This window comes from Streptomyces sp. YS415, assembly GCF_023544665.1.
GTDB lineage: Bacteria > Actinomycetota > Actinomycetes > Streptomycetales > Streptomycetaceae > Streptomyces.
The window spans coordinates 1-23,151 of record NZ_JAMJFL010000018.1 but is presented as its reverse complement, the minus strand read 5'-3'; the positions used below and the strand labels follow the sequence as shown (position 1 = coordinate 23,151).

The following is a 23,151-nucleotide window of genomic DNA, read 5'->3' as shown; positions in this document are numbered from 1 at the left end:
ACCGCCGCATCGCGCGGAACGTTACCGTATCGCGATCAGATGACCACTTCGACGCCCTCGCCGGGTGCTTTACCTGACACCCGTTCGGATTCCAGTGCCTGCTGGAGGATGATCACAGCGGCTGCCTGGTCAATGACCGATCTGCCCTTTTTCGACTTCACACCCGAGGCGCGCAGTCCTTGACTGGCCGTCACCGTGGTCATCCGTTCGTCCACCAGCCTCACCGGAACCGGCGCGATCATGCGCGCCAGTTCCTGGGTGAAGCCGCGGACCTTGACGGCGGCCGGGCCCTCGCCCCCCTTGAGGGAGCGAGGGAGACCGACGACGACCTCGATCGGCTCGTACTCCTCGACCAGTTGCTGCAGCCGACGCCGGGCCGCGGGAACGTCCCGGCCGGGGACCGTTTCCACCGGGGTCGCGAGGATCCCGTCGGGGTCGCACGAGGCGACCCCGATCCGGGCGTCCCCGACGTCGATGGCGAGCCGGCGTCCTCTGCGCATTACTTGGCCGTCTCCCCGACCAGGCGCTCCACGGCGTCCACGGCCTCGCCGACCGCGGCCGGGTTCTGGCCGCCGCCCTGGGCGACGTCCGGCTTGCCGCCACCGCCGCCGCCGAGCGTCTTGGCGGCCGTACGCACCAGGTCGCCGGCCTTCAGGCCGCGCTCGCGGGCGGCCTCGTTGGTGGCGATGACCGTCAGCGGCTTGCCGCCCACCACGCTGAACAGGGCGACCACGACAGCCCGCCCGCCCTGGATGCGGCCGCGCACGTCGAGGACCAGCTTGCGCAGGTCGTCGGCGGTGGTGCCGTCCGGGACCTGGCCGGTGACCAGGGCGATGCCGCGCACGTCCTTGGCGGACTCGGCGAGACCGGCGGCGGCCTGGAGCACCTTCTCGGCGCGGAACTTCTCGATCTCCTTCTCGGCGTCCTTCAGCTTGCCGAGCATGGCGGAGACCTTCTCCGGAAGCTCCTCCGGACGGCCCTTGATCAGCTCCTGGAGCTGGGCGACAACCGTGTGCTCACGGGCCAGGAAGTTGTAGGCGTCGACACCGACGAGGGCCTCGATACGGCGCACACCCGAGCCGATCGAGGACTCGCCGAGCAGCTTGACCAGGCCCAGCTGGGCGGTGTTGTGCACGTGGGTGCCGCCGCACAGCTCCTTGGAGAAGTCGCCGATGGTGACCACCCGCACGCGCTCGCCGTACTTCTCGCCGAACTCGGCGATGGCGCCCTGCTTCTTGGCCTCGTCGATGCTCATGACATCGGCGCGGACGTCGAGGTCGCGGGCGAGCACCTCGTTGATCTTCTGCTCGACGTCGGTCATCACGGCCGTCGGAACGGCGGACGGCGAGCCGAAGTCGAAGCGGAAGCGGCCGGGCTGGTTCTCGGAACCGGCCTGGGCGGCCGTCGGGCCGAGGGCGTCGCGCAGGGCCTGGTGGGTCAGGTGGGTGGCCGAGTGGGCGCGGGCGATGGCCGTGCGGCGGCAGGCGTCGATGGAGGCCTCGGCCTTGGCGCCGACGGTGACCTCGCCGACCTGGACGACGCCCTTGTGGACGTAGACGCCCGGCACCGGCTTCTGGCAGTCGCGGATCTCGATGACGGCACCGGAGTCCACCTTGATGCGGCCGGTGTCGCCGATCTGGCCGCCGCCCTCGGCGTAGAACGGGGTCCGGTCGAGGACGATCTCGACCTCGTCGCCCTCGGTGGCGGCCGGGGAGGAGACGCCGTCGACGAGGATGCCGACGATCGTCGACTCGCCGTCGGTGTCGGAGTAGCCGATGAACTCGGTCTCACCGGCGCGGTCGGCGATCTCGCGGTAGGCGCCCATGTCGGCGTGGCCGGTCTTCTTGGACTGGGCGTCGGCCTTGGCCCGCTCCCGCTGCTCCTTCATCAGGCGCCGGAAGCCGTCCTCGTCCACGGACAGCCCCTGCTCGGCGGCCATCTCCAGGGTGAGGTCGATCGGGAAGCCCCAGGTGTCGTGGAGCAGGAAGGCCTTGTCGCCGGCGAGGACCGTGCCGCCGGCCTGCTTGGTCTCGGTGACGGCGGTGTCGAGGATGGTGGTGCCGGCCTTCAGCGTCTTGAGGAAGGCGTTCTCCTCGGCGACGGCGACCTTCTCGATCCGCTCGCGGTCGGTGACCAGCTCCGGGTACTGCTGCCCCATCATCGCGATGACGGTGTCGACCAGGTCCTTGACGACCGGACCGGAGGCGCCGAGCAGCCGCATGTTGCGGATGGCGCGGCGCATGATGCGGCGCAGGACATACCCGCGCCCCTCGTTGCCCGGGGTGACGCCGTCGCCGATGAGCATCACGGCGGTGCGCATGTGGTCGGTGACCACGCGCAGCGAGACGTCCGAGCCGTGGGCGTCGCCGTAGGCCACACCGGTCAGCTCGGTGGCCTTCCTGATGACGGCCATGGAGGTGTCGATCTCGTACATGTTCTGCACGCCCTGCAGAATCATGGCGAGCCGCTCCAGGCCGAGGCCGGTGTCGATGTTCTTGCTCGGCAGGTCGCCGAGGATCTCGAAGCTCTCCTTGCCGGTGCCCTCGCCCCGCTCGTACTGCATGAAGACGAGGTTCCAGATCTCCACGTACCGCTCGTCGTTGACGGCGGGGCCGCCCTCGGCGCCGAACTCGGGGCCGCGGTCGTAGTTGATCTCGGAGCAGGGGCCGCAGGGGCCGGGGACGCCCATGGACCAGTAGTTGTCCTTCATGCCGAGGCGCTGGATGCGCTCCTTCGGCACCCCGACGACCTCGTGCCAGATGCGCTCGGCCTCGTCGTCGTCCTTGTAGACGGTGATCCAGAGCTTCTCCGGCTCCAGGCCGTAACCACCCTTGTCCTGAGGGCTGGTGAGCAGCTCCCAGGCGTACTTGATGGCGCCTTCCTTGAAGTAGTCGCCGAAGGAGAAGTTGCCGCACATCTGGAAGAACGTGCCGTGCCGGGTGGTCTTGCCGACCTCTTCGATGTCCGGCGTGCGCACGCACTTCTGCACGCTGGTGGCGCGGTCGAAGGGCGGCTTGACCTCACCCAGGAAGTAGGGCTTGAAGGGCACCATGCCGGCCGGGACGAGGAGCAGAGTCGGGTCGTCCGCGATGAGCGACGCCGAAGGGACGACGGTGTGCCCGCGCTCCTCGAAGAAGCTCAGCCAGCGGCGGCGGATCTCAGCCGACTCCATCAGTGGTCCTCATTCCGGTTGTACGTGTACGCCGTGTTGTCGATGACGTACGTCTTCGGCTCGGTGCGGTTCTCGATCACGGCATGCCGCCGCGTTGCGGGGAGTTCGGGGTCCGCGTCGATGCCCAACGCGTTCTCCAGCTCGGCCTCCCGCTGGGCCATGTTGTCGCGGACGTCGAGTGCGAAGCCCACCGCGCGGTCCTTGAGGCGGGTTCCCGCCTCGAGGGCCTTGTTGGCGGCCTGGGTGGCCAGGTGCTCCGGGGTCAGCTGCTTGATCTTGCGGTTGACCTTGGTGGTGGCCCACACGCCGGCCGCGACGCCGGTGGTGAACCAGAAGGAACGGCGGAACATCGCTGGATCAGCCCTTCTTCCGCTTGTTCCGCCGTGCGGCCGGAACGGTGCGGCCCACGATCACGGTACGGCGGGGTTCCTTGACGGGCACGTCGTCCTTGCGGCCCGCGAGCGCGCGGCGCACGCCGTAGCCGAAGGCCGCGACCTTGACCAGGGGGCCGCCGAAGGTGGAGGCCACCGTGCTGGACAGCGCGGAGGCGTTGGAGGTGACCTCCTGGACGTCGGAGGCGATGGCGTCGACCCGGTCGATCTGGGTCTGCGCCGAGCGCACCGCCGAGGAGGCGTCCGCCAGGAGCGGGACGGCCTGATCGGTCACGTCCGCGACCAGCTTGGTGGTCGCCCTGAGCGTCTGGGCCAGCCTCACCAGTGCCACGGCGAGGAAGGAGACCAGGATCGCCCAGAACACGGCCACCAGGATCCCGGCCACCTCTCCACCGGACACTGTTGCACCCGCTCCCTGAAACGTGTCTCACCATCGAAAAGTCGTGGGTCGAGCCTATCGCGCCGGGCGCGCGGCTCCGTACCGCATTACGGCCCGGGGGCGCACGAGTTCGGTGAACCGATTGTACGGAGTGAATACGCTTCAGTACGCTCCGTGTCCCATGCGAGACCGACAGCGTGAGGACATCCCGGTGGCCGGCAATCTGCCCTTGGAGCTCGACGCGTTCGTCGGGCGTACGGCTGAACTGGCGGGGCTCGCCGAGGCGCTCGGCGCGGCGCGGCTGGTGACCGTGTGCGGAATGGGCGGGGTGGGCAAGTCCCGGCTCGCCGCCCATACGGCCGCCCGGTGCGCGCCGGCGGACGGGGTGTGGCGGGTGGAGCTGGCGCCGGTCCGCGATCCGGCGTTCGTCGACCACGCGGTGGTGGCGGCGCTGGGGCTCACCGACCACACCACCCGCCCGCCGCGCGAGACGCTCCTGTCCCGGCTCGCCGGACGCCAACTCCTGCTGGTCCTGGACGGGTTCGAGCACCTGGTCGACGCCTGTGCCGAGCTGGTGACCGAACTGCTGGGCCGGGCGCCGGGGCTGCGGGTGCTCGCGGTGGGCCGCAGGCCGCTGTCGGTGCGGGGCGAGCGGCTGTTCCCGCTGGAGCCGCTGGCCGAGGACGAGGCCGTCGCGCTGTTCGCGGACCGGGCCGCGCTGCACGGGACGGAGGTGGCGGCCGGCGATGCCGACGTGCGGGAGGTGTGCCGGCGCCTGGACGGGATCCCGCTGGCGGTGGAGCTGGCGGCCGGGCGGCTGCGGGCGCTGTCCGCCGGGCAGTTGCTGGCCCGGCTCGATGACCGGTTCCGGCTGTTGACCCGGGACGGCGGGGACGCGCTGTGGCGGCACCGGACGCTGCGCACGGCGATCGGCTGGAGTCATGAACTGTGCACGCCCGAGGAGCGGTTGCTGTGGGCGCGCCTGTCGGTGTTCGCCGGCCGCTTCGACCTGGAGTCCGTGGAGTACGTGTGCAGCGGGCACGGGTTGCACGCCGACGACGTCCTCGACGTGCTCTCGGAACTCCTCGCGCAGTCGGTGGTCTCCCGGGAGGAGACCGCGTCGGGGGTGCGCTACCGCATGCTGGACACCGTCCGGGCCTACGGCGCGGACTGGCTGGCGGCGTCCGGGGACGCGGAGCGGCTGCGGCGCCGGCACCGCGACTGGTACCTGGGCCTGGCGACCTGGTGCGAGCTGGACTGGTTCTCGCCGCGCCAGGCGGAGGTCGCCGCGCGCGTGGAGGCGGAGCTGCCGAATCTGCGCAGCGCCCTGGAGCACTGTCTGTCCGAGCCCGACGAGGCACATCTGGGCCAGCTCCTCGCGGGCTCGCTGTGGTTCTACTGGGTCGGCTGCGGGCGCCTGTCGGAGGGCCGGCACTGGCTGGACCAGGCCGTCCGGCTGGACTCCGGCCACGAGCAGTCCCGGCTGAAGGCCCTGTGGGTGCTGGGCTATGTGGCGGTCCTCCAGGGCGACACGGTCGCCGCGCTCGCCGCGCTGCACGAGTGCGGTGAGGAGGCGGAGGCGTCGGACAACCCGGTCGCTGCGGCCTACGCCGAGCACCGCATCGGCTGTGTCGCCCTGGTCACCGACGACATGGCCCGTGCTGAAACGCTGCTGCACTCGGCCCTGGCCCGCTACCAGGAGATCGGCGAGCTCAACAGTAATGTCCTCATGGGCCAGGTGGAGCTCGCCATGGCCCGGGCCTTCCAGGACGATCTGGCCGAGGCGGTACGGCTGTGCGAGGACGTGCGCCGGGTGTGCGAGGACCACGGCGAGCGCTGGGCCCGGACCTACGCCCTGTACGTGCTGGCCTACGCGGCTTGGCGCGAGGGCGACCGGGCCCGCGCGCGCGAGCTGCTGACCGACTGCCTGGCCGGCGCCCACTCCTTCCACGACCTGCTCGGCTCGGTGCTCACGGTGGAGCTGCTGGCCCTGGTCACAGCGGCCGACGGCGACCCGGCGGAGGCGGCGCTGCTGCAGGGTGCGGCGGAGCGGATGTGGCCCTCGGTGGGGCTGCCGCTGTTCGGCTCGGCCTATTACAACGCCCCGCACGAGCTGTGCGAGGCCATGGCCCGGGAGCGGCTGGGCGACGAGCGGTACGAGGAGTGCGTACGGGCGGGTGCGCTGCTCGACCGGGAGGCGGCGGTGGCCCGGGCGCTGCGCCGCGGGAGGCCGCCGGCCGGCGCGCTGCGGGGGCTGCCCGCGCCGCGCGGTCCCGTACGGCACGCGCCCGCGACCCCCGGCATGCACGAACCCGCCGCCTCGCGCACCCGGAAGGGCGGCGAGACGGCGGGCTGACGCGCAGGTGGTGCTACGTCCGCTGAAGGATCAACGGGCGTAGTACTCGACGACGAGCTGCTCGTCGCAGATCACCGGGATCTCCTTGCGGTTCGGCTCGCGGTCCAGGCGGAAGGCCAGGGCGCGGAGGTTCACCTGGAGGTAGCGCGGGGTCTCGCCGTCGGGGGCGAAGCCGCCCTCGCGGGCGATCGAGAAGAGGGTCTTCTCGCGGCTGCGCTCGCGGACCATCACGACGTCGTCGGGACGGACGCGGAACGACGGCTTGTCGACCTTCTGGCCGTTGACCTCGATGTGGCCGTGAACGACCATCTGACGGGCCTGGTAGATGGTGCGGGCGATGCCCGAACGCAGCACCAGGGCGTCGAGACGACGCTCGAGCTCGATGATCAGGGCCTCACCGGTCTTGCCCTGGACCTTCGAGGCACGCTCGTAGGCGCGGACGAGCTGGCGCTCGGACACGTCGTACTGCGCGCGCAGACGCTGCTTCTCCAGCAGACGGACCTTGTAGTCCGAGTTCTGCTTGCGGCCGCGGCCGTGCTCGCCCGGCGGGTAGGGACGGGCCTCGAAGTACTTGACGGCCTTCGGGGTCAGCGCGATGCCGAGGGCACGCGACTTCTTGACCTTGGGGCGGGGCTGATTCGCCACTTGTTTCTCATTTCCTGGTGTTCGGCTTGTCAGGGTTGAGGGAGGTCGCATCCGCAGCCGGGGAGACCCGGCACGTCCGGTCGGTCGGACCTGCTGGGCAGCCGCTCCCTGATCTGGGCACATACGTGCAGCACGCGAGTGGCCCACCGACCGGTCCCGTCCTGCGACGAGTGGTGGTGGGCTGCCCGCGACACCGTTCGACGGTGCGCGACGCTCCTGGAGCCGGTTCCTGAGAACCGGGTCTCCGGCTGACCGTCCCGTTCTGACTGCACGGGACACAGCACTGCGAGGGAGTCTACAGGCTGTTCAGGACCGCTTGCGACCGAGGCGGTTCCTGGTCCACTCCACCGCGTCCGCGTACCGGGCCTCCGCGCCGTGCCGGGTCGGGGTGTAGTACTCGCGGTCCCTGAGGGCGTCCGGGGCGTACTGCTGCTCGGCGATGCCCTCGGCCAGGTCGTGCGGGTACACGTACCCCTGCGCGTGGCCGAGCTTGGCGGCGCCCTTGTAGTGCCCGTCGCGCAAGTGCGCCGGCACCGGCCCGGCATGTCCCTTGCGTACGTCCTCCATGGCGGCGCCGATCGCGGTCGTCGCGGCGTTGGACTTGGGCGCCAGGGCGAGGGCGATGGTGGCGTGGCTGAGGGTGAGGGCGGCCTCCGGGAAGCCGATCATGGCGACGGCCTGGGCGGCGGCGACCGCGAGGGGCAGGGCCTGGGGATCGGCGAGGCCGATGTCCTCGCTGGCCGAGATCATCAGGCGGCGGGCGATGAAGCGGGGGTCCTCGCCGGCCTCGATCATCCGGGCCAGGTAGTGCAGGGCCGCGTCGACGTCGGAGCCGCGGATGGACTTGATGAGGGCGCTGGCGACGTCGTAGTGCTGGTCGCCGTCGCGGTCGTACGTCACCGCCGCCCGGTCGACGGTCTGCTCCAGCGTCTGGAGGCTGATCTCGCTCTCGCCCTGGTCCAGGGCGGCCCCCGCCGCGGCCTCCAGGGCGGTCAGGGCGCGCCGGGCGTCGCCGCCGGCGATCCGCAGCAGATGCTCCTCGGTGTCCTCGGGGAGGCCGAGGGCGCCCTTCAGGCCGCGCTCGTCGCTCAGCGCCCGCCGCAGCAGCCCTCGGATGTCGTCGTCGGTGAGGGGTTCGAGGGTCAGCAGCAGGGAGCGGGAGAGCAGGGGCGAGATGATGGAGAAGTACGGGTTCTCCGTCGTCGCCGCGATCAGCGTCACCCAGCGGTTCTCGACCGCGGGCAGCAGGGAGTCCTGCTGGGCCTTGCTGAAGCGGTGGATCTCGTCGAGGAAGAGGACGGTCTCCTTGCCGTAGCCGCCGGTGGCGCGGCGGGCGCCCTCGATGACCGCGCGGACCTCCTTGACCCCCGCGGTGATCGCGGACAGCTCCACGAACCGCTTGTCGGTGGCCTTGGAGACGACATACGCGAGGGTCGTCTTGCCGGTGCCGGGCGGGCCCCACAGGATCACCGAGGACGGGCCGGCCGGGCCGCCGCCGGACTCCCCCACCAGTCTGCGCAGCGGTGAGCCCGGCTTCAGCAGGTGCTGCTGGCCCATCACCTCGTCGAGGGTGCGCGGGCGCATCCGGACGGCCAGGGGGCTGGCGGCCGGATCCTTCTCCTGGCGTTCTTCGGCTGCGGCGGTGAACAGGTCGGGCTCCACTCTGAAACCCTAAATCACGGGACTGACAATGCCCGCGGCGCCGTCAGCCGGTCCAGAAGTCCCACCAGCGGGTCATGATCAGGATGCCGATGACGCCGATGTGCAGCACCGGCAGCACCCAGGTGAACTCGCCGAAGAACGCCTTCAGCCAACGGGGTGCGGGCAGGAAGCCGTTGCGCACGGTGAACGAGGTGACGTACCAGAACATGATGATCGTCGCGACCCAGGCCAGCGAGCACCACAGGCACAGGGCGCCGATGCGGTACAGCGACTGGAACTGCAGCCAGGTGCAGAAGCCGACGCCGAAGAGGGTGCCCGCGTTGAAGGTGAGCCAGTACCAGCGCGGGAAGCGGGCGCGGGCGAGCAGGCTGATGCCGACGCAGACGACCATGCCGTAGGCGACGAGGCCGAGCATCGGGTTGGGGAAGCCGAAGACCGAGGCCTGGTCGCTCTCCATGACGCTGCCGCAGGAGACGACGGGGTTCAGGCTGCACCCGGGGACGAAGGTCTTCCCCTCGGCCTTCGCTTCCAGCAGCTTGAACTTGTCGAGCGTGATGACCCACGCGGCGAGCAGCCCGGCCGCGCCGGTGATCACCAGCATCAGCGCGAAGGCCGTGCTGCCGCCTTCCGTGCGCGGCGCCCGGACGGTGCGCTCGGGCTCGGTGGAGACGTCTTGGAGGGTCGTCTTGCTCATCACGCCGATCCGTCACTTGAGAGGGGGACCTTCTGCGGGCAGGGGTCATTGTGCCGCAAACGGACCCGTCCCCACCGTTCACCGGAGATAAGGAACCCTCCCGAGGGACCCGGAACGTTCGGTTCAGGACAACGGGGGCCTCGCGTGCCCGCGAAGCCCCCGTGACCGCCCGGACCTCAGCCCAGCCGGGACTCCAGCTCGGCGACGATCTCGTTCACGCCGATCGCCGTCTGCTCGCCGGACTCCATGTCCTTGAGCTGGACGACGCCCTCGGCGAGGTCGCGTTCGCCGGCGACGACCGTGTAGCGGGCGCCGCTGCGGTTGGCGTTCTTCATGGCGCCCTTGAGGCCCTTGGCGCCGTAGCAGAAGTCCGCCGCGACGCCCTGCTTGCGCAGCTCGCCCACCTTGGCGAACAGCACCCGGCGGGCCTCCTCCCCGAGCGGGACCGCGAACACGCTGGTCGTGGAGGGCAGTTGCAGCTCGACGCCCTCCGCCTCCAGCGCGAGGACGGTGCGGTCGACGCCGAGGGCCCAGCCGACGGACGGCAGCGCGGGGCCGCCGATCATCTCGGACAGGCCGTCGTAGCGGCCGCCGCCGCCCACCGCGGACTGGGAGCCCAGACCGTCGTGGACGAACTCGAAGGTCGTACGGGTGTAGTAGTCCAGGCCGCGCACCAGCTTCGGGTCGTCCTCGAAGGCGACGCCCGCGGCCGTGATCAGCTCGCGGACCTCCTCGTGGTACGCCTTGCACGCGTCGCAGAGGTAGTCGCGCAGCAGCGGCGCGTCCCCGAGCTGCTTCTGGACCGCCTCGCGCTTGTCGTCCAGCACGCGCAGCGGGTTGATGTCCGCCCGGCGCAGCGTGTCCTCGTCGAGGTCGAGGCCGCGCAGGAACTCCTGGAGCGCGGCGCGGTAGACCGGACGGCACTCCTGGTCGCCCAGGCTGTTGAGCAGGATGCGGAAGTCGCGCAGGCCGAGCGAGCGGTACGCCTGGTCGGCCAGGATGATCAGCTCGGCATCCAGCGCCGGGTCCTCCGCGCCGATCGCCTCGGCGCCGACCTGCGAGAAGTGCCGGTAGCGGCCCTTCTGGGGGCGCTCGTAGCGGTAGTAGGAGCCGGAGTACCAGAGCTTGACCGGGAGGTTGCCCGCCTTGTGCAGGTTGGCCTCCAGCGCGGCGCGCAGCACGGACGCCGTGCCCTCGGGGCGCAGGGCCAGCCGGTCGCCGCCCTTGGTCTCGAAGGCGTACATCTCCTTGGTCACGATGTCGGTGGACTCCCCGACTCCGCGCGCGAACAGCTCGACGCTCTCGAAGCCGGGCGTCTCGATGTAGCCGTAGCCGGAGTTGCGCAGCGGGGCGGCGATGGCCTCGCGGACGGCCAGGAACTTGGCGCTGTCCGGCGGGATCAGGTCGTAAGTGCCCTTGGGGGCCTTGAAGGTGCTCACGGAAGGTATCTCGTCACATTCCTCGTCGGGGAGCCCGCGGGGCTGCTCCGCGATCTTGGCGGCTTGCCGCCACCTGCCGCAGATACGGGTTGGTGGCGCGCTCATGGCCGATGGTCGTCTGGGGGCCGTGGCCGGACAGCACCACGGTCGAATCGTCGAGCGGCAGGCACACACGGGCCAGCGAGTCGAGGATCTCGGCCATGTCGCCGCCGGGCATGTCGGTGCGTCCGATGGAGCCGGCGAACAGCAGGTCGCCCGAGAAGAGGATCGGCGGGATGTCCGCCGCCTCGGGCATTCTGAAGGTCACCGACCCCTTGGTATGGCCGGGCGCATGGGCGACGGACAGTTCCAGGCCCGCCAGCTGCAGCTTCGCGCCGTCGGTCAGCTCCTTGACGTCGTCCGGCTCCCCGATCGTCAGCTCGCCCATCAGCGGCATCCCGATGGAACGGCCGAGCGCCCGCTCGGGGTCGCTCATCATGTACCGGTCCTCGGGGTGGATCCAGGCCGGTACGTCGTGCGCGCCGCACACGGGGACGACCGAGGCCACATGGTCGAGGTGGCCATGGGTGAGGACGACGGCGACGGGCTTGAGCCGATGCTTCTTCAGTGCTTCCTCGACTCCGGGGGCCGCCTGGTGGCCCGGGTCGATGATCACGCACTCCTCACCGGCGGCGGGGGCGACGAGATAGCAGTTCGTCCCCCAGGCCCCGGCGGGGAACCCGGCAATGAGCACGATCGTCCTTCGTTGTGTCGGTTCGGGCGACAAGTCGGTGGGCTGCGCCTGAGGTCAGAGCCTACCGGCGCTGCCGATTCCTCAGCGAACCCATATACGGTACGGGGCACACGCAGACGGTCGGCCCACCGGACGCACTCGCACCGGTCGACATTCAGACGCTTGAGGAGACAACCCCGTGGTCAGCCAGGAACAGCGGCGGCGTCAGCTCGCCCGGGAGAAGTTCTTGCGGCAGCAGCAGCGGCGCACGGACGCGCGGCGCAAGTCACGCACGCGCAACGCGGTCATCGCGTCCGCGCTCGGCGTCATACTCATCGGCAGCCTCGGGCTCTACACGGCCGGCGCCTTCGACGGGGACGACGGCAAGTCGAACGCGGGCCCGGAGGTCACTCCGAGCGCGACGCCGACCAGCAAGGTCCCGGACCCGTGCGAGAAGGCGGCCCCGGGCAAGGTCGAGACCATGAGCTGGAAGAAAGAGCCGGCCATGACCATCGACAAGTCCGCGGACTACACGATGAAGCTGGACACGACCTGCGGCGAGATCGGCATCGACCTCAAGGCGTCGGCCGCCCCGCACACCGTCAACTCGTTCAACTTCCTCGCCGGCAAGGGCTACTTCGACCACACCAAGTGCCACCGGCTGGTCGACAGCGGCATCTACGTGCTCCAGTGCGGCGACCCGACGGGCACCGGCACCGGCGGTCCCGGCTACACGATCCCGGACGAGAACCTCAAGGACAAAACCCTCAAGGGCGACACCTACCCGGCGGGAACGGTCGCGATGGCGAACCAGTTCAACGCCCAGACCGGCGAGGGCAAGAACTCCGGCGGCAGCCAGTTCTTCCTCGTCTACCAGGACAGTCCGCTGCCGCCCAACTACACGCCGTTCGGCACGGTGTCCGCGTCGGGGATGAAGGTTCTCAAGAAGCTGGCGGCCGCCGGAGCGCAGGCCGCGGACCCCACGACGGGCAACACGGCGCCCAACGCGACCGTGGTGATCAACAAGGCAACTGTCACCAAATCCTGACCCCCCAACTGCGAAATTTCGGTCGCGCGGGATGCGGACAGGCAACCCGCCGGTCGCCTATGTTGGCCGTGACGAAACTGTGGACGATGCCCGGGGGCGCTGAAGCCCCGAGCAGGCATCATGTGGAGGAGGCGCTGTGAGCAGCGACCCGTGGGGCCGCGTCGACGAGACGGGGACCGTGTACGTGCGTACGGCCGACGGCGAGCAGGTCGTCGGTTCCTGGCAGGCCGGCTCCCCTGAGGAGGCGTTGGCCTACTTCGAGCGCAAGTACGAGGGCCTGGTTGTCGAGATCGGCCTCCTCGAGAAGCGAGTGAAGACCACCGACCTGTCCGCGAAGGACGCACAGGTGGCGATCGACCACATTCGCGAACAGGTCGATGCACACCACGCCGTCGGTGACCTGGACGCGCTGCGGCAGCGTCTGGACAAGCTCGTGGAAACCGTCGACAAGCGGCGCGAGGAGCGCAAGCAGCAGCGCGCGAAGCAGTCCGACGAGGCGCGGCACGCCAAGGAGGCGCTGGTCGCCGAGGCGGAGGAGCTGGCGCAGTCCGACCAGTGGCGGGCGGCCGGCGAGCGGCTGCGGTCGCTGGTGGACACCTGGAAGGGACTGCCGCGGCTCGACCGCAAGTCGGACGACGAGCTGTGGCACCGCTTCTCGCACGCGCGCTCGGCGTTCTCCAAGCGTCGCAAGGCCCACTTCGCGGCGCTGGACGCGCAGCGCGAGGAGGCCCGGAAGACCAAGGAGCGTCTGGTCACCGAGGCCGAGGCACTCTCCGGGTCGACGGACTGGGGTCCGACCGCGGCCCGCTACCGCGAGCTGATGGCGGAGTGGAAGGCCGCAGGCCGTGCCCAGCGCGAGCACGAGGACGACCTGTGGAACCGCTTCCGCGGAGCCCAGGACGTGTTCTTCGCCGCGCGCAGCTCGGTCTTCGCCGAGCGGGACGCCGAGCAGTCCGAGAACCTCAAGCTGAAGGAGGAACTGGCCCACGAGGCCGAGAAGATCCTCCCGGTGACGGACCTCAAGGCCGCCCGTGCCGCCTTCCGCCAGATCAACGAGCGCTGGGAGGCCATCGGCCACGTCCCGCGGGACGCCCGGCCGAAGGTCGAGGGCCGGATGCACGCCGTCGAGCGGGCCATCCAGGCGGCCGAGGAGACCGAGTGGCGCCGGACCAACCCGGAGGCACGCGCGCGTGCCGAGGGTCTGACCGGCCAGCTCCAGGCCGCCGTGGACAAGCTGCGCGGCCAGATCGAGCAGGCGCGCGCCCAGGGCAACAACGCCAAGGCCGACAAGCTGGAGCGTGAGCTCGAGGGGCGCCAGGCGCTGCTCGACCAGGCCCTGAAGGGCCTTCAGGAGTTCGGCGGCTGACGACCGCCCGCGGACAGGAAAGGGGCTCCCCGCGGGGAGCCCCTTTCGTCATGTCCCGTGGTGCTGACGAGCGGCTACGACCGGCTGCGCGCCGAGGTGACCCGGTAGACGTCGTAGACGCCCTCCACGCCCCTGACCGCCTTCAGGACGTGCCCGAGGTGCTTGGGGTCGCCCATCTCGAAGGTGAAGCGGGAGGTGGCCACGCGGTCGCGCGAGGTCTGCACGGCCGCGGACAGGATGTTGACGTGCTGGTCGGACAGGACGCGGGTGACGTCCGACAGCAGCCGGGAGCGGTCCAGCGCCTCGACCTGGATGGCGACCAGGAAGACCGAGGACTGGGTGGGCGCCCACTCGACGTCGAGGATGCGCTCGGGCTCGCGGGACAGTGACTCCACGTTCACGCAGTCGCTGCGGTGAACCGATACACCACTGCCCCGGGTGACGAAGCCGATGATCGGGTCGCCGGGGACGGGCGTACAGCACCGGGCGAGCTTGACCCAGACGTCGTCGACGCCCTTGACCACGACACCGGGGTCCTGGTTGCTGCGCCGCTTGCGGCTGCGTCCGCGCGCGGGCGGCACCGACTCGTCGATCTCCTCGGAGGCCGCCTCCTCCCCGCCGAGCGCCTGCACCAGCTTCTGTACGACGTTCTGCGCGGCCACATGGCCTTCGCCGATCGCCGCGTACAGCGAGGAGATGTCGGGGTAGCGCATCTCGTGCGCGAGCGTGACGAGGGAGTCGCCGGTGAGGATGCGCTGGATCGGCAGGTTCTGCTTGCGCATCGCGCGGGCGATCGCGTCCTTGCCCTGCTCGATCGCCTCGTCGCGGCGCTCCTTGGAGAACCAGGCCCGGATCTTGTTGCGGGCACGCGGCGACTTGACGAAGCCGAGCCAGTCGCGGGACGGACCCGCGCCGGCCGCCTTGGAGGTGAAGACCTCCACCAAGTCGCCGTTGTCCAGGGTCGATTCGAGCGGGACGAGCCGGCCGTTGACCCGTGCGCCTATGGTGCGGTGGCCGACCTCGGTGTGGACGGCGTAGGCGAAGTCGACCGGGGTGGCGCCCGCGGGGAGCGCTATGACGTCGCCCTTCGGGGTGAAGACGAAGACCTCGTTGCGGGACAGGTCGAAGCGCAGGGACTCCAGGAACTCGCCCGGGTCCTCGGTCTCCTTCTGCCAGTCCAGCAACTGGCGCAGCCACGCCATGTCGTTGAGGTGGTCGTCCTTGCCCTTGCCGGCCTTGGGCACGTCGGTGCGCACCTTCGAGGCGCCGGCGACGGCCTCCTGCTTGTACTTCCAGTGCGCGGCGATGCCGTACTCGGCGCGGCGATGCATGTCGAAGGTGCGGATCTGCAGCTCGACCGGCTTGCCGTTGGGGCCGATGACCGTCGTGTGCAGCGACTGGTACATGTTGAACTTGGGCATCGCGATGTAGTCCTTGAACCGCCCCGGAACCGGGTTCCAGCGGGCGTGGACGGTGCCCAGGGCCGCGTAGCAGTCGCGGACGGTGTCCACCAGGACGCGGATGCCCACCAGGTCGTAGATCTCCGCGAAGTCACGGCCGCGGACGATCATCTTCTGGTAGACGCTGTAGTAGTGCTTCGGGCGGCCGGTGACGGTGGCCTTGATGCGGGCCGCGCGCAGGTCCTGCTGGACCTCGTCGGTCACTATGGCCAGGTACTCGTCGCGCTTCGGCGCCCTCTCGGCCACCAGCCGGACGATCTCGTCGTACATCTTGGGGTAGAGGATCGCGAAGGCGAGGTCCTCCAGTTCCCACTTGATGGTGTTCATGCCCAGGCGGTGGGCGAGCGGCGCGTAGATCTCCAGGGTCTCGCGCGCCTTCTTCTCCTGCTTCTCGCGCTTGAGATAGCGCATGGTGCGCATGTTGTGCAGCCGGTCGGCGAGCTTGATGACCAGGACGCGAGGGTCCTTGGCCATGGCCACGACCATCTTGCGCACGGTCTCGGCCTGCGCGGCCTCGCCGAACTTGACCTTGTCCAGCTTGGTGACACCGTCGACGAGCAGCGCGACGGAGTCGCCGAAGTCACGGCGGAGCTGGTCGAGGCCGTACTCGGTGTCCTCGACGGTGTCGTGCAGCAGGCCCGCCATCAGCGTGGCCGGATCCATGCCGAGCTCGGCGAGGATGGTGGTCACGGCGAGCGGGTGCGTGATGTACGGGTCGCCGCTCTTGCGCTTCTGGCCGCGGTGCCAGCGCTCGGCGACCTGGTAGGCCTTCTCGATCTGCCGCAGGGTGGCGGTCTCGATCTTCGGGTCGTTGCTGCGCACTATCCGCAGCAGGGGCTCCAGGACCGGGTTGTACGGGTTGGAGCGCTGCACTCCGAGGCGGGCGAGACGGGCGCGGACGCGGTTGGAGGAGCCGGTGCGGGGCGGCTGGCCGGTGTTGGGGCGGACCACGGGGGCGGAGGGGCGTTCGGCCGGGGGCGGCTTGGGGCGCGACTCGTCGGCCGACTTGTCGACGGGCGCCGCCTGGGCGTGCTCGACCGGCCCGCGGGCGTCGTTCTTCGCGTTCGACGTCTTCGGCGCGGGCTTGTCCGCGGGGCCCGAGGCGGAGTCGGGCTTGGCGGCGGTCAGGTGCTGGGCCTCGTCTGGCAAGAGGGCTCCTCGTGCGCGATCCGGGTCCCCCGGTCAGGCTCCGGATACCCCATGGTAGCGATCCTGCGCCCGAGGATCGCCTTCAGGCCGATGGGAGGGCCGTATACCTGGGCAACGGGAGGGGCTGCCGCCGGATTCCCGGGGAGCGGTTCCCGCGGTGCCGCGGGCACGGAAACGGCCGCCCCGATGTGCCGGGACGGCCGTTTCCGTGCGGTGCGGGTCAGACCCTGAGCAGCGCTTCCAGCGGGGCGCCGGCCAGGGCGGGCTCCAGGCGGGCGCGGCCGCCGAGGAAGCCCAGCTCCATCAGCACGGCCAGGCCCGCGACCTCGGCGCCCGCCCTGCGCAGGAGCTGGATCGAGGCCTCGGCGGTGCCGCCGGTGGCGAGGACGTCGTCGACGATCAGGACGCGGTCCTCGGCGGTGAGGTCCTCGGCGTGCACCTCGATCTCGGCCGAGCCGTACTCCAGGTCGTAGGCCTGGCCGAGGGTGGCTCCGGGGAGCTTGCCCGCCTTGCGCACCGGGATGAACCCCAGTCCGGCGCGGACGGCGACGGGGGCGCCGAGGATGAACCCGCGGGCCTCCAGGCCGACGACCTTGGTGGCGCCGGTGCGCTCGGCGATCTGCGCGAGGGCGTCGGTGAGCGCGGTGAACGCGGCCGGGTCCGCGAGCAGCGGGGTGATGTCCTTGAACATCACCCCCGGCTCCGGGTAGTCGGCCACATCACGGATGCGGCTGAGCAGGAGCTCCTCGATGCCGGTCATCGCCGCTTCCCCGACGGGCGGCCCCGGCCCCGGGTGCGGGAGGCGGGCTGGTTGCGGGGACCGACGACCGCGGGTGCGGCGTCGTCCGGCTCCGGCTCGTCGTCGTAGGACTCGCCGACCGTGCCGTCGTCCATCGGCTCACCCTTGGCCGCGGCCTGGGCGCGCTTGGCGAGTACGCGCTTCCGCAGCGCCTTCATCTGCGGCTCGAGCTCCTTGAGGTCGGCCACGAGCGGGGTGGCGATGAAGATCGAGGAGTACGCGCCGGCCGCGAGGCCCACGAACAGCGACAGCGAGATGTCGTTCAGCATGCCGGCGCCGAGGAAGCCGCCGCCGATGAACAGCAGACCGGCCACCGGCAGCAGCGCGACCACCGTGGTGTTGACGGAACGCACCAGCGTGCTGTTGATCGACCGGTTGGCGATGTCGCTGTAGGTCCAGCGGGTCTGTTTGGTGATGTCCTTGGTCTGCTCCTTGAGACTGTCGAAGACGACGACCGTGTCGTAGAGCGAATAACCGAGAATGGTCAGCAGACCGATCACCGTGCCCGGGGTGACCTCGAAGCCCACCAGGGCGTAGATGCCGACCGTGATGGTGATGTCGTGGATCAGGGCGACGAACGCGGCGACCGCCATGCGCCACTCGAAGGCGATGGCCAGATAGATCACCACCAGGACCAGGAAGATCCCCAGTCCCTGCCAGGCCTTGTTGGCGATCTGCTCACCCCAGCTGGGGCCGACCAGCTCGCCGGTGACGTCGTTCTCGTCGACCTTCAGGTCCTTGGCGAGCTCCGCGGAGACCCGGTCGGCCTGCTTGGTCTCGATGCCCGCGACCTGGATGCGCAGCTTGCCGTCGCCGAGCTTCTGCACGATCGCGTCGTGGCCGGAGGCCTCTTCCGCGTACTCCTGCGCCTGGGCGACGGAGACGGAGGTCTTCGGGGTGGTGAAGACCGCGCCGCCCTGGAACTCGATGCCCATGTTCAGGCCGCGCACCGCGAGGCCCACGATCGCCGTGATGGTGATCAGGATGGACAGGCCGTACCAGAGCTTGCGGTTGCCGACGAAGTCGTAGCCGACCTCGCCACGGTGCAGTCGGGCGCCGAGGTTGCCGAGCTTCGACATCTCACGCCTCCTTCGGGTCGACGGGGCCGGCGGGACGACGGGTACGGCGCAGCGGCGGCTTGGCGCCCAGTCGTGTGGGGTCGAGGCCGGACCAGGGGTGGCCGCTCGCGAAGAACTTGGTGCGGGCCAGCAGGGTCAGCAGGGGCTTGGTGAACAGGAACACGACCACGACGTCGAGCACGGTGGTCAGGCCCAGCGTGAACGCGAAGCCCTGGACCTTGCCGACGGTGACGACGAACAGCACCGCGGCGGCCAGGAACGACACGAAGTCGGAGACGAGGATGGTGCGCCGGGCGCGCGGCCAGGCCCGCTCGACGGCGGGGCGCAGCGAGCGGCCCTCGCGGATCTCGTCCCGGACGCGTTCGAAGTACACGATGAACGAGTCCGCCGTGATGCCGATGGCGACGATGGCACCGCAGACGGCCGGCAGGTTCAGCGCGAAGCCGATGGCCGGGCCCAGCAGCGACATGATCACGTAGGTGAGGGCGGCGGAGACCAGCAGCGAGGCGATGGCGACGAGCGACAGGCCGCGGTAGTAGGCCACCAGGTACAGGATGACCAGGGCGAGACCGATCGCGCCCGCGATCAGACCGGCCTTGAGCTGCTCGCCGCCGAGCGCGGCGGTCACCGTGGTGACGCTGTCCTCGCTGAAGGACAGCGGCAGGGCGCCGTACGACAGCATGTTGGCGAGGCTCTGGGCGGACTCCTGGTCGAAGTTGCCGGAGATCTCGGCGTTGCCGCCGGTCAGCGCCTGGCTGACGCGCGGGTCGGAGACGACCTCGTTGTCCAGGACGATGGCGAACTGGTTCTGCGGGGGCTGGTTCTGGGCCAGCTTGCCGGTGATCTCACCGAACTTCTTGCGGCCCTCGCCCGTGAACTTCATGTTCACGGTCCAGCCGGCGCCGGTCGTGGTCGCGAAGGCGGCCTCGGCCTCGGCGACGTCCGTGCCGTCGACCTCGGCGGGGCCCAGGATGTACTTCTGCCACTGGCCCGGGGTGCTCTGGCCGCAGGCCACGGTCGGCTCGGCGGGCTTGGCGCCGTCGCCCGCCTTGGCGCGGGCCGTCTTGTCGGTGCAGTCCAGGGCCGCGTACTGGGCCTCGAGCTTGCCGGTGTCCGCGGCACCGGAGGCGCTGGCGGACGGCGAGGCGCTGGAGCTGGGGCTCGCCGATCCGGTGGGGTCCGCCTTCAGGGCGTCGGTGACCGCACGGCCCTGGGAGGTGGCGCTCGCCGACGGCGTGCCGGTCACCGAGGGGGACGAGGAGGGGGTCGCCTTGTCGGTCGCCTTGTCCGTGGCGCTGCTGGACGCGCTCGGCGACGGGCTGGTCGTCGCGGCGGCGCCGGCGGCCTCGGTGGCGATGACCGGGCGGAAGTACAGCTTGGCGGTGGTGCCGACCTGGTCCCGGGCTTCCTTGGAGTTCGTGCCCTTGGGGATGTTGACGATGATGTTCTTGTCGCCCTGGGTCTGGACCTCGGCCTCCGAGACACCAAGACCGTTGACACGCCGTTCCATGATCTCGACGGCGGTGTCCATGTTGGTCTTGTTGATCGCGGATTCCTGGCCCGGCTCGGCCTCCGCGCGCAGCGTGATGCTCGTACCACCGGCCAGGTCGATGCCCAGTCGCGGGGTGGTGTGCCCGGAGAGGAACATTCCTCCGGTGAGCGCCACGATGGCGATCAGAATGAGGGCCAGCGAGCGCCCCGGCCTGCTCTGGGCGCCCGCGCTCCGGCCCTTCTTAGGTGCTGCCACCTTCTCGTACTCCCTCTCGGGCCGCCTCTCGCCGGGTGGGCGCCTGCGGCCATGACATGTAGTCGGGATTCCGTGCGAGAGCCGCGCCTGCCCGGGGCATGCGGGTCGGGCCCGCGTGCTCCGGGATGCGGCTACTTCGCGTCGGCTTCGCCGTCGGACTTCTTCGGCTCGCTGTCGGCCTTCGTCTCGGCGGCCACTGCGTCGTCGGCGGGCTCCGCGTCCACGTCCTTCTTCCCGAGGTCGACGGACTTCTCGTCGGAGGCGGCGGGGGCGTCGTCGGACTCGGTGAGGGAGGAGGCGTCGTCCGGAACGATGTCGGCGTCGGCCTTCAGGTCGTGCTCGATGCCGTGGACGATGCGGTTGTACTCGTCGTCCGAGAGGACGGCACCGATGGCGTTCTTCGCGAAGAGCAGGTCCACGCCCGGGCCGGCGTCGAGGAGGACGGTGTCCTCGTTGACCTCCTTGACCGTGGCATACATGCCCCCGATGGTGCGGACGCCGGAACCGGGCTGCATCTGGTTCCGCATGTCAACGGCCTGCTGCTGCTTCTTCTTGGCCGACCGGGTCATCAGGAACATGGCCCCGATGAGCACGATGAACGGGAGGAGGGTCAGGAGACTCACGGGTCGGAACTTCCTTCACATGACCGCGATGGTGAGCGGCCTGATGGTTGGGGGTGTATGTGCCGCCGACAACGGCGGCATCGGCGGAGTCTAAGCGAGTCCGCGTGCAAGGAACAACGCTCAGCATGGCACCGAGGTTCCTGACCCGGCCATTGCCCGCGCCGGGCGGGCCCGGCACGGGGTCCTCACGCCCCGAACAGGTCCCCTTGTCCGTTTCCGGCCGCTTGGGAGCGGGGCGGGGTGAGGCCGAGATGCGCCCACGCGGCGGGGGTGGCCACCCGGCCCCGGGGAGTACGGGCCAGCAGACCCTCCCGGACCAGGAACGGCTCGGCGACCTCCTCGACCGTCTCGCGCTCCTCCCCGACCGCGACGGCGAGGGTGGACAGGCCGACGGGCCCGCCGCCGAACAGCTTGAGCAGGGCCTCGAGGACCCCCCGGTCCAGCCGGTCCAGTCCCCGGGCGTCGACCTCGTAGACCGCGAGGGCGGCCGCCGCGATGTCCTTCGTGATCACCCCGTCGGCCTTGACCTGGGCGTAGTCGCGCACCCGGCGCAGCAGCCGGTTGGCGATGCGGGGTGTGCCGCGGGAGCGGCCGGCGATCTCGGCGGCGCCGGCGGAGTCGATCTCGACGTCGAGGAGGTGGGCGGAGCGATGGATGACGCGCTCCAGCTCGGCCGGCTCGTAGAACTCCATGTGCGCGGTGAAGCCGAAGCGGTCGCGCAGCGGCGGCGGCAGCAGTCCCGCCCGGGTCGTGGCGCCGACCAGGGTGAACGGGGGCAGCTCCAGCGGGATGGCGGTGGCGCCGGGGCCCTTGCCGACGATCACGTCGACGCGGAAGTCCTCCATCGCCATGTACAGCATCTCCTCGGCCGGCCGGGACATGCGGTGGATCTCGTCGAGGAAGAGGACCTCGCCCTCCTGGAGGGAGGAGAGGATCGCCGCGAGGTCGCCGGCGTGCTGGATGGCGGGCCCCGAGGTGATGCGGATCGGGGCGCCCATCTCGGCCGCGATGATCATCGACAGGGTGGTCTTGCCGAGGCCGGGGGCGCCGGAGAGCAGGACGTGGTCGGCGGTGGCACCCCGCGCGCGTGCGGCGCGCAGGACCAGGTCGAGCTGTTCGCGGACCTTCTCCTGGCCGATGAACTCGCCCAGGTCCTTCGGGCGCAGCGCCGCCTCGACGGCCTGGTCGTCACGGTCGGCGGACCCGCCGACGAGCCGCTCCTCGGCGGGGGTGTCGGTCGTGTCGTCCCAGTTCACGGCAGTTCTCCTCGGTACGGGCTAGCGGGCGCGGTTCAGCGTCTGCAGGGCTGCCTTCAGCAGCTGCCCCACTTGCGGCGTGCCCTCGGCCGCCTCCGCCTGGGGCGCCACCGCGGACACGGCCTCGTCGGCCTCCCGGGTCGCGTACCCGAGGCCGATCAGCGCCGCGTGCAACTGGTCGCGCCAGCCCTGGCTGACCGGTGCGCCGACGGCGGGGGCGCCGATCGGCTCGCCGAGCCGGTCCTTGAGCTCCAGCAGCAGTTTCTGGGCGCCCTTCTTGCCGATGCCGGGGACAGCGGTGAGCGCCTTCTCGTCGCTGGTCGCGACGGCTCTGCGCAGGGCGTCGGGGGCGTGCACGGCGAGCATGGCCTGGGCCAGGCGGGGGCCGACTCCGCTCGCGGTCTGGAGCAGCTCGAAGACCTGGCGCTCGTCGTCGTCCACGAAGCCGTACAGGGTCAGGGAGTCCTCGCGGACCACGAGGGAGGTGGCGAGCTTGGCCTGCTGGCCCATGCGGAGCCCGGAGAGCGTGTTGGGCGTGCACTGGACCGCGATGCCGATCCCGCCCACCTCGACCACCGCCGAGTCGGGGGCGAGGGCGGCGACCGGGCCGCTGACGAAGGCGATCATGTCGTACGGCCTTTCGATGCGTGCAGGGCCACGGCCTGCTGGAGTCGGTTCTGGGCGGGGGCGCGCCAGATGTGGCAGATGGCGAGCGCGAGGGCGTCGGCGGCGTCCGCGGGTCTGGGCGGCGCGCTCAGCCGCAGGAGCCGGGTGACCATGGCGCCGACCTGGGCCTTGTCGGCGCGGCCGCTGCCGGTGACGGCCGCCTTGACCTCGCTGGGGGTGTGCAGGGCGACCGGGATGCCGCGGCGGGCGGCGCACAGCATGGCGATGGCGCTGGCCTGGGCGGTGCCCATCACCGTGCGGACGTTGTGCTGGCTGAACACCCGCTCCACGGCGACGCATTCGGGGCGGTGCTCGTCGAGCCACTCCTCGATGCCCCGCTCGACGGCGACGAGGCGCTGCCCCAGCTCGGCGTCCGCGGGCGTCCGGACGACCCCGACGCCGAGCATGGTGAGCGGCCGGCCCGCGACTCCCTCGACGACGCCGACCCCGCACCGCGTCAGCCCCGGGTCCACCCCCAGTACGCGCACTGAGCGCCCCCTCCTTCGA

20 protein-coding genes are annotated in these 23,151 nt (G+C 70.7%); 3 read left to right on the top strand and 17 right to left on the bottom strand.

From position 1 onward, the window contains the following. Positions 1–35 precede the first annotated feature (35 nt). From ruvX to M8H82_RS22615, 4 genes are read right to left on the bottom strand one after another with little or no spacing between them, the layout of a single operon-like run. On the bottom strand, positions 36–500 hold the full coding sequence (ruvX, locus tag M8H82_RS22630) for a Holliday junction resolvase RuvX (RefSeq protein WP_250076711.1): 465 nt from the start codon (positions 498–500) through the stop codon (positions 36–38). Further along, the gene (gene alaS, locus M8H82_RS22625) at positions 500–3,172 is read right to left on the bottom strand and encodes an alanine--tRNA ligase (RefSeq protein ID WP_250076710.1); all 2,673 of its coding nucleotides are present in this window, start codon (positions 3,170–3,172) and stop codon (positions 500–502) included. The genes ruvX and alaS overlap by 1 nt, the downstream gene beginning before the upstream one ends. Further along, a complete protein-coding gene (locus M8H82_RS22620; protein ID WP_250076709.1) occupies positions 3,172–3,522 on the bottom strand; it encodes a hypothetical protein in 351 nt (116 codons plus the stop codon). The genes alaS and M8H82_RS22620 overlap by 1 nt, the downstream gene beginning before the upstream one ends. Before the next feature lie 7 nt (positions 3,523–3,529). Beyond that, a complete protein-coding gene (locus M8H82_RS22615; protein ID WP_250076708.1) occupies positions 3,530–3,964 on the bottom strand; it encodes a DUF948 domain-containing protein in 435 nt (144 codons plus the stop codon). A 160-nt stretch (positions 3,965–4,124) separates the two neighbouring features. On the opposite strand from M8H82_RS22615, the gene M8H82_RS22610 reads away from it, so the two are divergent. Next, on the top strand, positions 4,125–6,299 hold the full coding sequence (locus M8H82_RS22610) for a regulator (RefSeq protein ID WP_250076707.1): 2,175 nt from the start codon (positions 4,125–4,127) through the stop codon (positions 6,297–6,299). A 30-nt stretch (positions 6,300–6,329) separates the two neighbouring features. On the opposite strand, the gene rpsD is transcribed toward M8H82_RS22610, so the two are convergent. The 5 genes from rpsD to M8H82_RS22585 all read right to left on the bottom strand — a co-directional run bounded on the left by rpsD (position 6,330) and on the right by M8H82_RS22585 (position 11,472). Then, complete coding sequence (gene rpsD / locus M8H82_RS22605) at positions 6,330–6,944, bottom strand: 30S ribosomal protein S4 (protein WP_250076706.1); 615 nt, start codon at positions 6,942–6,944, stop codon at positions 6,330–6,332. Positions 6,945–7,250: 306 nt separating this feature from the next. After that, positions 7,251–8,606, bottom strand: a complete 1,356-nt coding sequence (locus M8H82_RS22600; protein ID WP_250076705.1) for a replication-associated recombination protein A — start codon at positions 8,604–8,606, stop codon at positions 7,251–7,253. A 43-nt stretch (positions 8,607–8,649) separates the two neighbouring features. Then, positions 8,650–9,300 (bottom strand): vitamin K epoxide reductase family protein, encoded by a 651-nt coding sequence (locus tag M8H82_RS22595; RefSeq protein WP_250076704.1) that lies wholly within the window; start codon positions 9,298–9,300, stop codon positions 8,650–8,652. Positions 9,301–9,476: 176 nt separating this feature from the next. Next, positions 9,477–10,739 carry a histidine--tRNA ligase gene (gene hisS / locus M8H82_RS22590; protein ID WP_250076703.1) on the bottom strand — a complete coding sequence of 421 codons (1,263 nt, stop codon included), beginning with the start codon at positions 10,737–10,739 and terminating at the stop codon, positions 9,477–9,479. A 13-nt stretch (positions 10,740–10,752) separates the two neighbouring features. Then, on the bottom strand, positions 10,753–11,472 hold the full coding sequence (locus M8H82_RS22585; protein WP_250076702.1) for an MBL fold metallo-hydrolase: 720 nt from the start codon (positions 11,470–11,472) through the stop codon (positions 10,753–10,755). Between the two features lie 178 nt (positions 11,473–11,650). Between M8H82_RS22585 and M8H82_RS22580 the strand changes: the two genes are divergently transcribed. Together M8H82_RS22580 and M8H82_RS22575 are read left to right on the top strand one after the other, a co-directional pair. Continuing rightward, positions 11,651–12,499, top strand: a complete 849-nt coding sequence (locus M8H82_RS22580) for a peptidylprolyl isomerase (RefSeq protein WP_250076701.1) — start codon at positions 11,651–11,653, stop codon at positions 12,497–12,499. Positions 12,500–12,635: 136 nt separating this feature from the next. Next, positions 12,636–13,865 (top strand): DUF349 domain-containing protein, encoded by a 1,230-nt coding sequence (locus M8H82_RS22575; protein ID WP_250076700.1) that lies wholly within the window; start codon positions 12,636–12,638, stop codon positions 13,863–13,865. A 74-nt stretch (positions 13,866–13,939) separates the two neighbouring features. Here the strand turns inward: M8H82_RS22575 and M8H82_RS22570 are convergent, their stop codons facing one another. The 8 genes from M8H82_RS22570 to ruvC form a co-directional block, all read right to left on the bottom strand. Beyond that, complete coding sequence (locus M8H82_RS22570; RefSeq protein ID WP_250076699.1) at positions 13,940–16,474, bottom strand: bifunctional (p)ppGpp synthetase/guanosine-3',5'-bis(diphosphate) 3'-pyrophosphohydrolase; 2,535 nt, start codon at positions 16,472–16,474, stop codon at positions 13,940–13,942. Positions 16,475–16,694: 220 nt separating this feature from the next. After that, positions 16,695–17,234 (bottom strand): adenine phosphoribosyltransferase, encoded by a 540-nt coding sequence (locus tag M8H82_RS22565; RefSeq protein WP_250076698.1) that lies wholly within the window; start codon positions 17,232–17,234, stop codon positions 16,695–16,697. After that, positions 17,231–18,352, bottom strand: a complete 1,122-nt coding sequence (secF, locus tag M8H82_RS22560; RefSeq protein WP_250076697.1) for a protein translocase subunit SecF — start codon at positions 18,350–18,352, stop codon at positions 17,231–17,233. The genes M8H82_RS22565 and secF overlap by 4 nt, the downstream gene beginning before the upstream one ends. 1 nt (position 18,353) lies before the next feature. After that, positions 18,354–20,099, bottom strand: a complete 1,746-nt coding sequence (gene secD / locus M8H82_RS22555; protein ID WP_250076696.1) for a protein translocase subunit SecD — start codon at positions 20,097–20,099, stop codon at positions 18,354–18,356. A gap of 131 nt (positions 20,100–20,230) precedes the next feature. Beyond that, complete coding sequence (yajC, locus tag M8H82_RS22550; RefSeq protein ID WP_250076695.1) at positions 20,231–20,722, bottom strand: preprotein translocase subunit YajC; 492 nt, start codon at positions 20,720–20,722, stop codon at positions 20,231–20,233. A gap of 185 nt (positions 20,723–20,907) precedes the next feature. Further along, entirely contained in the window at positions 20,908–21,978 is a 1,071-nt protein-coding gene (gene ruvB / locus M8H82_RS22545; RefSeq protein WP_250076694.1) for a Holliday junction branch migration DNA helicase RuvB, read from the bottom strand. A gap of 21 nt (positions 21,979–21,999) precedes the next feature. Then, positions 22,000–22,605, bottom strand: a complete 606-nt coding sequence (gene ruvA, locus M8H82_RS22540; protein WP_250076693.1) for a Holliday junction branch migration protein RuvA — start codon at positions 22,603–22,605, stop codon at positions 22,000–22,002. Next, on the bottom strand, positions 22,602–23,132 hold the full coding sequence (ruvC, locus tag M8H82_RS22535; RefSeq protein ID WP_250076692.1) for a crossover junction endodeoxyribonuclease RuvC: 531 nt from the start codon (positions 23,130–23,132) through the stop codon (positions 22,602–22,604). The genes ruvA and ruvC overlap by 4 nt, the downstream gene beginning before the upstream one ends. Between the last annotated feature and the right edge of the window lie 19 nt (positions 23,133–23,151).